Genomic DNA, 9,024 nt, shown 5'->3' with positions numbered 1-9,024 from the left:
AGCACGCTCCTTTTGATTGGGTTTAGGCACTTTAATCATACAAGGTTGTGTGCTTTTTATGTACCCCTAAATCAAAAAAAGTGGGACAATGATCAGATTTTTTCTGACTATTGTCCCACTCTCATTTCTATTGTCGATGAAAAAATTCAGAGTATCAATATATTCTGTAAATGTTGGAATAGAAAATGAGTTCGATCGTGGATTGTTTCTACTCGTATTTTTTATCTCTATACAAAGCATTTATCACGATTGTTAAGGAGTGCTACTTAAAGTGATGATCATTAAGTCCTCTAGCGAGAGCGAGAAAATTCTCTGTATTTTTCCATTTTTCTTTTTAAAGGTTTGGAAAAAAAATTTCTGAAAAACTTTATAATAGTGATTGACTGAAAATTAGTCAATCACAAAAAAGAAAATTGGAGGGAACTTTAGTGAAAAAATGGTGCGGATTGTGGAATTCTATGGATTTCAAACAAATCGAAAACTGTTCTGAAGCCGGAAATCCCTTATCAGTTTACGCCGCTGAACTTTGCAAAAAGGCAAATGAATTAGTGCTTACAATCAACGGGGAGAACTTTTATGAGGTGCTGCCTCAATTGATGGCGCTTGATGCGAAGCTTCGGTTGATAAAATTTTATATTTCCAGTAGGAATTTGTTTAGTGAACTGTCCGATCATGAGATCATTGAGCTTATCGATATGGATTACAAAAGCGCTCATCATGAAAAGATATTGAATTTCAACAAAGAATTCGAAGCAGAAGATTCGGTTCTTTTCCAAATCAATTGAATAAATAAGCTTAAAAAGCTGTTGCGATTACAAGATCGCAACAGCTTTTTAGGCTTTAAAGAAATGTACAGGAAAGTATTTTTTTCAGGTCTGTGGTTCCCGGTGGAAAATCGATAAAGAGTGATCGAACGGACGGATCGCATTTCTTCGGTAATGAAGCATTTTTATCGATAACGAATAATGTTTTATCTAAGCTATCGGTATTTTTTTCAGCAGCAGCCAGATCGGAATGGATAGTGAAGCGAATAGTTTGTGGTAGAAAATCTTTTATCATCATCTGTGTAATATGGCTATCTATACTGTTCTCTGAAATCAAAGCAATAGTAGATACTTGCTTTTTAATGATAAAAGGGTTCAAACGGCAGCATAGGACATTAATGTGCTTTTCCGTGATATTCAATCCGTAGATATTCCACTCCTGAATGACTTGTTTTACTTTGGTAAAAAATTCGCTATCTGCTTTGTCGATTCGTAAATACTCTGTTGAAATCAAAGGATGCAGGTCTAATGTTGTATCCTTCAAAAAAGTAAAGATTGCTGATAGGAACCAATCTTTTGAGATGAGGTCCGTTGAAAATGCTTCTTCAAACAAATCTGTTAATCGTTTGACGCTTGGGTCGCTGAGAAAATTTTCTCGATAAGCTGCCAGCGTTTCAGGATCCATTTTTTGATCAAAAACATGGGTATTGATCACCATCAACGAAAGAGCAGTAAATAGATATTCATCCTCAAAACGTTCTCCCCAAATGGATGCAAAATTAGACTTAAGTACTTTGTCAAAATCTTTTGGTCGTAGATACTTGTTGATAGTTTCTAAGGCTACTGCAGGAAAATGCAAGCTTCCTTGAGGGATATTTGAAGCAACTGTTGTCTGAAGCAAGGAATCAAAAAAACTTTTTTCACTATTGGAAAATGTGATGTTTAAGTTCTGTTCGATAACCTTGAGGACATCCAGACTTTTTATAGTTATCTCTTCATCTGTATTTATAAGATTTAGACCAAATTGTCTGGTCAAGATGGATGCTAAAAAGCGAATCTTGATGATGTTTCCAGTGATTTGGTTATCTGAAATCGTCAGTTCAAGTTCATTTAGAAATTTTTCTACGGTTGCTCTAAGCAAATAACCCTTTGATACAGAGATGTATTGCTCGTCGATGAAATCGATATATTTTTTTTCAGCGGGTTTTAGAAAATAGGCCACCGCTTTCAAGAAGAGAGACTCAGCATATATCTTTTTGCTGATAGTATCACGGTTTCCTTCAGTGAAAGGATCGATTCGATAGTCGCCGGCTTCATTTTCTAAAATCGTTATATGTAAAGTGCTGCGCAGATAGTTGATATCATTTGTAATAGTGACGGGTGTACAGCTCAGATTGGTGGAGATTGATGTGGAGCTGATGTACTGTTCGCCTAAAAGTAAATCGACCAATTCAACAGCCCGTAATAACCCTTTCTCTATGTACGTATAAATCATGAGTCCATCACCTGTGCTGCAAAAAGAGAAGGGGAATATCTGCTGAAGGAATGCATAAAATCATAGCTTTTATAAAGGTGCTTTTTTCCGCAGATGGTTGAGCGTAAAAAGAAAGCTGAAGTATTGCTCATCATAAGACATCGATCCTTTCTGTTATTTTTTCTGTAGGACACAAGACGATTTTAATGGAAAAGGCACTCGTTTGTAAAGTAATTTCTTGCTAGAGGTATTTGAACTTAGCTGTTTTTTAGTAAATAGAGTGCTGTTTCTGTTGAAATAAAAAAGCAGAAGTAGTTGAGGAACGCATCAATTACTTCTAGCTTAATTATAGATGGTGTGTTGTATAAGTAGCGATAGTTTCAATGAAGCGTTCATAAATCGCTTGATACTGCTCTACTTGCTCGTTCTCCTTTTTTATAAGTTGAAAGGAAGGAGTGAGCTGTTCGTTTAAATCTTTGTTTAGTAAGCCAAGTAAGCCGAATCCTGGCTCATTGTGGTTGGAAATCAAGCATTCTGTTCCAAGGATACTGGCAGTTAACTGTGTGAATGCTTCGTGACGAAAGACACCTCCGTTAATGGAGATTTCTTTATCTGTTACTTGGTTTGCGTCCATGATCATCTTTAAATTCAGCAGAATCCCTTCAGTAGCAGCACGAATAAAGTCGTTGCGATTATGCTGCATCGTAATTCCTTGAAAAGAACCCTCTATATATGGATTCCACATGGGTGCTCGTTCTCCATTGATATAAGGAAGGAATAGTAGGTCATTTGAGCCGATAGGCGTATTTTTTAGTATGGATGCTAAGTGATCAAATAGAGCAGTTGAATCATCGTAAAATAACTGACTGAGCCATTCTAGAACGATGCCGCCATTATTTGTTGGACCACCGCTGACCCAGAGGTTCTCTTTTAAATAGTAACAGAAGGTTTGTCCATCTGGATCAAGTTGTCTCTGTTCCGAAAGTTTGCGTACAGCACCGCTTGTGCCTAAAGTAAGGCTAGTACGTAAGCCAGTGTTCAAGTAACCGGCATAAGCTGCAAGACAGCCGTCACTAGCGCCAATCAGTAATTTTACTTTCTCATCAAGACCAAGCTCTGCCCTTTTGCTGCTTGGTATAGTAAGCAGAGTTGTTGTGTTCACTAGCTTAGGAAGCTGGTCTCTATTTACAGATACGAATTTGAGGATTTCATCATCCCAGTCCATCGTCAGGCTATTGAACAAGCCTGTTGCAGAAGCAGTAGAATAATCAAGTATATGATCTCCTGTAAAGAAGGCAGTAATCAGCTCTTTTAGGCCGACCCATTTTTTGGCAGGACGGTGGAAAGGTTGGGTTTGTTTGATCCATAGAAGCTTTGAAAAGGGCGACATATAATGAATGGGTGTACCTGTTTTTTCGTAAAACCTTTGACTGTAGGCTGTTTGTTTGAATGCCGCAACTGTATCAGCGGATTGCTTGTCTGACCAAATCAAAATTTCCCCATAACCATCTTCGAAAACAGGAAGCAAGCTGTGCATCGCAGTGCTTAATGCAATCTCCTCAATATTTCGACGCTCGTCAGCAGTAAAAGAAAAAAGCGTTGTTTCTAGACTTTCCAACAGCTCGTCAGCGTGTTGACAGACTTTTCCATCAGGCTCGATATAGGTTTGAATGCGGCATTCCTTCTGTTGGATCAGCTGTTTTTCTTGATACAAGGACAGCTTGATTGCTGTTGTTCCTATATCGATGGTGAGACTCGTTCCAACCATCATTTTCCTTCCTCCTTCACCGCAGCATGGCCGCCAAATTGGTTGCGGAGCAATGCAACGACCTTTTCAGTTGTCCGGTCCTTGCTCTCTGAAGAATAGCGAAATAGAAGAGATTGAGTAATGACAGGGGCAGCTATTTTTAAGCGCAATGCTTCTTCGATTGTCCACTGCCCTTCTCCAGAAGAGGGGATAATTCCTTCGATTTCATCCAATTGTTCAGGAGAACGAAAGATATTTTCTGTTAGCTCCATTAGCCAGCTGCGAATGACTGAGCCATGATTGAATACTCTTGCGGTTTTTTCTAAATCATAATCAAAGGGAGCGTGAGCAAGAATGTCAAAGCCTTCAGCTATTGACTGCATCATACCATATTCAATGCCATTATGAATCATTTTTAAGTAGTGTCCGCTGCCAGCAGGACCGCAGTAGAGGACACCATTTGGAACACACAGGTCCTTGAACAATGACTCGACTGCTTGATAGTGTTCCTGTTTACCACCGATCATCATACAGGCGCCGTTCGCTGCTCCGTCAACACCGCCAGAGGTGCCGACATCAAGAAAATGAATGCCGTGATTCCTGCAAAGCTGTTCATTTTTTTGGCTATTTGTATATTTTGAATTGCCGGCATCAATGAGCGTATCGCCTTTTTCTAGGAAGTGCAGACAATTTTCAATCATCTGATTGGTTAGATCTCCTGCTGGAAGCATCAACCAAACGACTCGTGTTCCTCCTTGTCTTGAGGCAGTAAGCTCTGAAAGGGAAGGGAAGAAAACAGCACCTAATTCCTCAGCAGGCGCCTTTAGTTCTCCATTGATATCTGTACAATGAATAGAATAGCCATCTTTTGTAGATAGATTCCTCAGAATACCCATTCCCATTTTTCCTAAACCAATCAAGTCAATATTCATTTGCCGTTTTCTCCTATCTGTAATCATCTTTTGTCAGCTAAATACTCTCCTTAAACAAGTCAACTTCATTTTCATGTGCATGCAGAAGTTTATTTGAGTAAGAAGAGTATCGATTGTGAAGGTTCCTATTGTTCTGGAAGTATCAGCTGTTTCTCGGTGATCAGCTGTTTATACCATAGACCGGATTTTTTCAGACTTCTTGTTCGGTCTTCATCAAGCTCAATCCTAACAAGGCCATAACGATTCTTGAATGCATTCATTGGTGAGACGCAGTCAGTAAATGCCCAAAGCATATAGCCCTCGCAATTTGCACCTTCCTCAACAGCTTGAAGCAGCCAGCGTAAATGCTGTGAAATGAAATCGATGCGATAATCATCTTGCACTTGTCCTGCTTCATTCATATACAGCTCTTCTTGTTCGCGTCCCATGCCGTTTTCAGTGACTAACCAAGGAATATTGCCGTAATTCTCCTTCAAGTATACCGCCATATCGTACATGACCTTCGGGTAGATTTCCCAACCGCGGGAGTTGTTCATTTTTCTTCCGGGAAGCTCGAAGTTCTCATAAAACATCTCTGGATGAAAGGGCGTCTCTTGGTTCCATTGGTAATGAGGTGCTCGTACTCGCTTTGGATAGTACTGATTGATTCCAAGAAAATCTACTGTATGGTTTTTGATGATCGCCATTTCTTCTTCAGTTGATGGGAACATGATATCATGTGTGCTGCATAAATCAAGTAATTCTTCAGGATACTCACCTAGAATCATTGGGTCGAAAAAGACTTTATTGAAAAATAGGTCGTACATGTGGGCAGCTTTTTGGTCATGAGGAGCACTTGAACGAGCGTAAACCATCTCAGGATTTAGAATGCAGCCAATTCGACCGCTATATTTTTTTTCGTGGAAAAGCTTAACAGCTTTTGCGGTAGCCAGTGCTTTATGGTAATTCCAAGTCATCCATTTTTTTGTATCCTGTTCATGAGGCCAACGAACGGCATCCAAGTAACAACGTGTTTGCGGAACGATAGGTTCATTAAAGGTAAACCAATAGTTGACACGATCTGCGTAACGTGCAAAGGCAATCTCAGCATAACTGATGTACAATGCAACAACCTCTTTAGAGCTCCAGCCATCGTATTTCTCCAGTAAGACAGCAGGGACCTCATAGTGTTCAAGGCAAAGCATTGGCTCTACACCAGCTGCTATCAAACTATCTATGACCGCATCAATGTGCGCTGCATACTCTTCATCTACAATCAGATTTTCATGATCTGTAAAAAAGCGAGCCCAGTTGATGGATGTCCGATAATGAGTTAAATGGATATCTTTCATCAAATCGATATCTGTTTGGTAGTTTTCCATAAAGTTTGTTGCGGTATCGGGGCCGTAGCCATCATGCCAGACAAAGGTTTCATTTTTATACCACAAATCAAGGAAAGAATCCTGATTGTCCTTTTTTCCTTTCCAGCCCTCTGTCTGCCAAGCAGAAGAAGCGGCACCGATAACGAAATTTTCAGGAATAGTGATGTTCATATTTTTACCTCCAAAAGGAAATTTATTCAGCTGACTGCAGCTGTTGACGATTGGCTACCTTTACAAATGGCAGATAGATCAAAATGGAAACAATGATACAGATAAATTGCGTGATGACAGCACCGAAATCACCGGCTGTAGCTAGATACCCGTTAACAAGCGGCGGCATCGGCCATGGTACCATGACAACTGCTTTAGCTGCGAAGCCAAGATATGTTGCAACGTATCCGATTGTACCTGTGACCAATGGCGTCACGATGAATGGAATCGCAAGGATCGGATTCAGCATGATCGGCATTCCGAAAATCACTGGTTCGTTGATGTTGAAAATACCGGGGGCGGCAGAAAGCTTGGCGATTTCCTTCATATCATCTCGTTTGCCTACTAGGAATATTGCAATCAGCAGACCGATTGTCACTCCAGAGCCGCCCATGCTCATGTACATATCCCAAAAAGGCATCGTGATAATATTCGGGATTTCCTTTCCTGCTTCAAAGGCTTCAGTATTGACAGCGATTGCAGCTAATAGAAGCGGTTCTCTGACAGGTTTGACCATTTGGTTCCCGTGAATACCAATCACCCAAAATACTTGTGCAATGAACATAAGCAGCAGAATGCCAGGTAGTCCTTGTACAACATTTTCTAATGGTTTTTGAACAAGGTTATAGATAATATCGTACATATACATGCCTGTCAGGGATTTGATTGCAAAGCCTAAAGTTGCAATACCTGAAACTGTCAGAATCGTCGGAAACAGGGCAGAGAAGCTTGCAGAGACATTCGTTGGTACCGTGTCCGGCATTTTCAGCTTCAGCTTATCCTGTTTGCCTAGCCAGCAATACAGCTCGATAGACAGAATAGCGATGAACATCCCTAAAAATAATCCTTTAGTATCTGTAAATTGTTTAGCCAGTACGTTTTCAGCAATAACTGATTTTTCTTCGAAAAGAAATTCATAGGTGGTGGGGTTAACAGAAAGATAAGACATTACTGCAATAATACCAGGAAAGACACCCTTGACCTGATTCAGCTTTGCCAGTTCAATACCAATCAGAAAGACGGCGTAGATGGTTAAAAAACTAAGGGTCACATAAGAAATACTGTTGGCGATCGGTTTTAGTGCACCAAGAAATTCAAGCGGTCCGAGCTGTGCCAGACCATTCTCGGTATCGAAAACCATAGCAGAAAACAAGGTTCCAAAGGCTCCGGTGATAATGACCGGAATCAACGCAGCAAAAGCTTCTTTGATGACTTTGATATACCGAAGACTGTTAATCTTTGTCGCAACATTCCCCAAGACATCAGCAAACTTGTCCATAAAACTTCGATTTTCCATTAGTAAATCCTCCTTAATAGTGTAAAGCTTCCCAAATACCGTTCAAGTAACTTGCTCCAAGTGCCCGATCGTATAATCCATACCCTGGTCGTCCGTTTTCCCCCCAGATCATTCTGCCGTGGTCGGGTCTTAGATAGCCATTGTAGTTGTGGCGTTTCAAGATAGCTAAAACCTTGACCATATCAACTGAGCCGTATTTAGACATATGAGCTGTCTCTTCAAAGCTGTTGTCCTCGTGGAGCAGGATGTTTCGCGTATGCATGAAGTGAACTCTGCCCTGTTTGAGGTAATCGTCAAGCATAGTGTAGATATCGTTATCATTTCGTGCCCCTAATGAACCAGTACAGAAGGTCACACCATTCGCCGGGCTGTCATTGAGCTTAAAGAGTCGTTGAAAGGCTGCATCATCGGTAATGATTCTCGGTAAACCGAAAATGGAATATGGCGGGTCGTCAGGATGAATAGCCATATTGATTCCGACTTCTTCAGCAACAGGGATGATTTCATTTAAAAAATACCCAAGATTATCCCAAAGCTCGTCAGGAGTAACAGACTGATATGCGGTAAATAGAGCACTCAGCTCATCCTTTGAATAAGATTCATCCCAACCGGGGAGTGAAAAATCACCAGACAGCGGATCAAGTGAATCAATTTTCTTCAAATCTAAAGTAAGAGAAGAAGAGCCGTCCTTGTTGATAAAATTTAAATCTGTTCGTGTCCAGTCAAAGACAGGCATAAAATTGTAGCAGATGGTGGTGACACCGGCTTTTGCTAATCGTCTGATGTTTTCTTTGTAATTTTCAATATATTTAGTTCTTGTGAGCTTTCCAAGCTTGATATCCTCGTGAACCGGTACGCTTTCAACTACTTCGAAGCGCATTCCGTTGGCCTCGATTTCTTGTTTTAATGTCTCAATATCCTTTTCAGGCCAAAGTTCTCCGACCGGCACAGAATATATGGCGCTGACAATTCCTGTCATGTTGGGAATCTGTCTGATGTACTCAAGTGGAATGGGATCTGATGAGCCATACCATCTAAAGCTGAATTTCATAATTTATTACTCCTTTCTTAATCATCTGATGAATTTAATATAAAATACGTCTGATGATTTGTCAATAGAAAACGTTTACTTTTTTCTGAGAAAATAATATACAAGCCAATATTTTGAGTAAAGAGGCATTATCAAGGGAATTTATAGTGAAATTTACAACAAAAAAAGAGGCTGAGACAGAAGTGTTT

At 40.2% G+C, this 9,024-nt stretch carries 7 protein-coding genes; 1 reads left to right on the top strand and 6 read right to left on the bottom strand.

The features are described 5' to 3' along the window. Positions 1 to 428: 428 nt before the first annotated feature. Positions 429 to 785, top strand: a complete 357-nt coding sequence (locus tag I6N96_RS15200) for a DUF7006 family protein (RefSeq protein WP_209558410.1) — start codon at positions 429 to 431, stop codon at positions 783 to 785. Between the two features lie 55 nt (positions 786 to 840). On the opposite strand, the gene I6N96_RS15195 is transcribed toward I6N96_RS15200, so the two are convergent. The 6 genes from I6N96_RS15195 to uxuA form a co-directional block, all read right to left on the bottom strand. Further along, positions 841 to 2,259 (bottom strand): helix-turn-helix domain-containing protein, encoded by a 1,419-nt coding sequence (locus I6N96_RS15195; protein ID WP_209558409.1) that lies wholly within the window; start codon positions 2,257 to 2,259, stop codon positions 841 to 843. A 325-nt stretch (positions 2,260 to 2,584) separates the two neighbouring features. After that, a complete protein-coding gene (locus tag I6N96_RS15190) occupies positions 2,585 to 4,009 on the bottom strand; it encodes a gluconokinase (RefSeq protein ID WP_209558408.1) in 1,425 nt (474 codons plus the stop codon). Further along, a complete protein-coding gene (gene gnd / locus I6N96_RS15185) occupies positions 4,006 to 4,917 on the bottom strand; it encodes a phosphogluconate dehydrogenase (NAD(+)-dependent, decarboxylating) (RefSeq protein ID WP_209558407.1) in 912 nt (303 codons plus the stop codon). Before gnd ends, I6N96_RS15190 begins: the two co-directional genes overlap by 4 nt. 125 nt (positions 4,918 to 5,042) lie before the next feature. Further along, positions 5,043 to 6,449 carry a glycoside hydrolase family 1 protein gene (locus tag I6N96_RS15180; RefSeq protein ID WP_209558406.1) on the bottom strand — a complete coding sequence of 469 codons (1,407 nt, stop codon included), beginning with the start codon at positions 6,447 to 6,449 and terminating at the stop codon, positions 5,043 to 5,045. 22 nt (positions 6,450 to 6,471) lie between these two features. After that, positions 6,472 to 7,785, bottom strand: coding sequence for a PTS sugar transporter subunit IIC (locus I6N96_RS15175; protein WP_209558405.1), 1,314 nt, complete (start codon positions 7,783 to 7,785; stop codon positions 6,472 to 6,474). Between the two features lie 13 nt (positions 7,786 to 7,798). Further along, complete coding sequence (gene uxuA / locus I6N96_RS15170; protein WP_209558404.1) at positions 7,799 to 8,836, bottom strand: mannonate dehydratase; 1,038 nt, start codon at positions 8,834 to 8,836, stop codon at positions 7,799 to 7,801. Between the last annotated feature and the right edge of the window lie 188 nt (positions 8,837 to 9,024).

The organism is Enterococcus larvae (genome assembly GCF_017830045.1).
GTDB lineage: Bacteria > Bacillota > Bacilli > Lactobacillales > Enterococcaceae > Enterococcus_L > Enterococcus_L larvae.
Note: the sequence above shows the minus strand (reverse complement) of the source record. Positions and strands in the feature narration are given on the sequence as shown.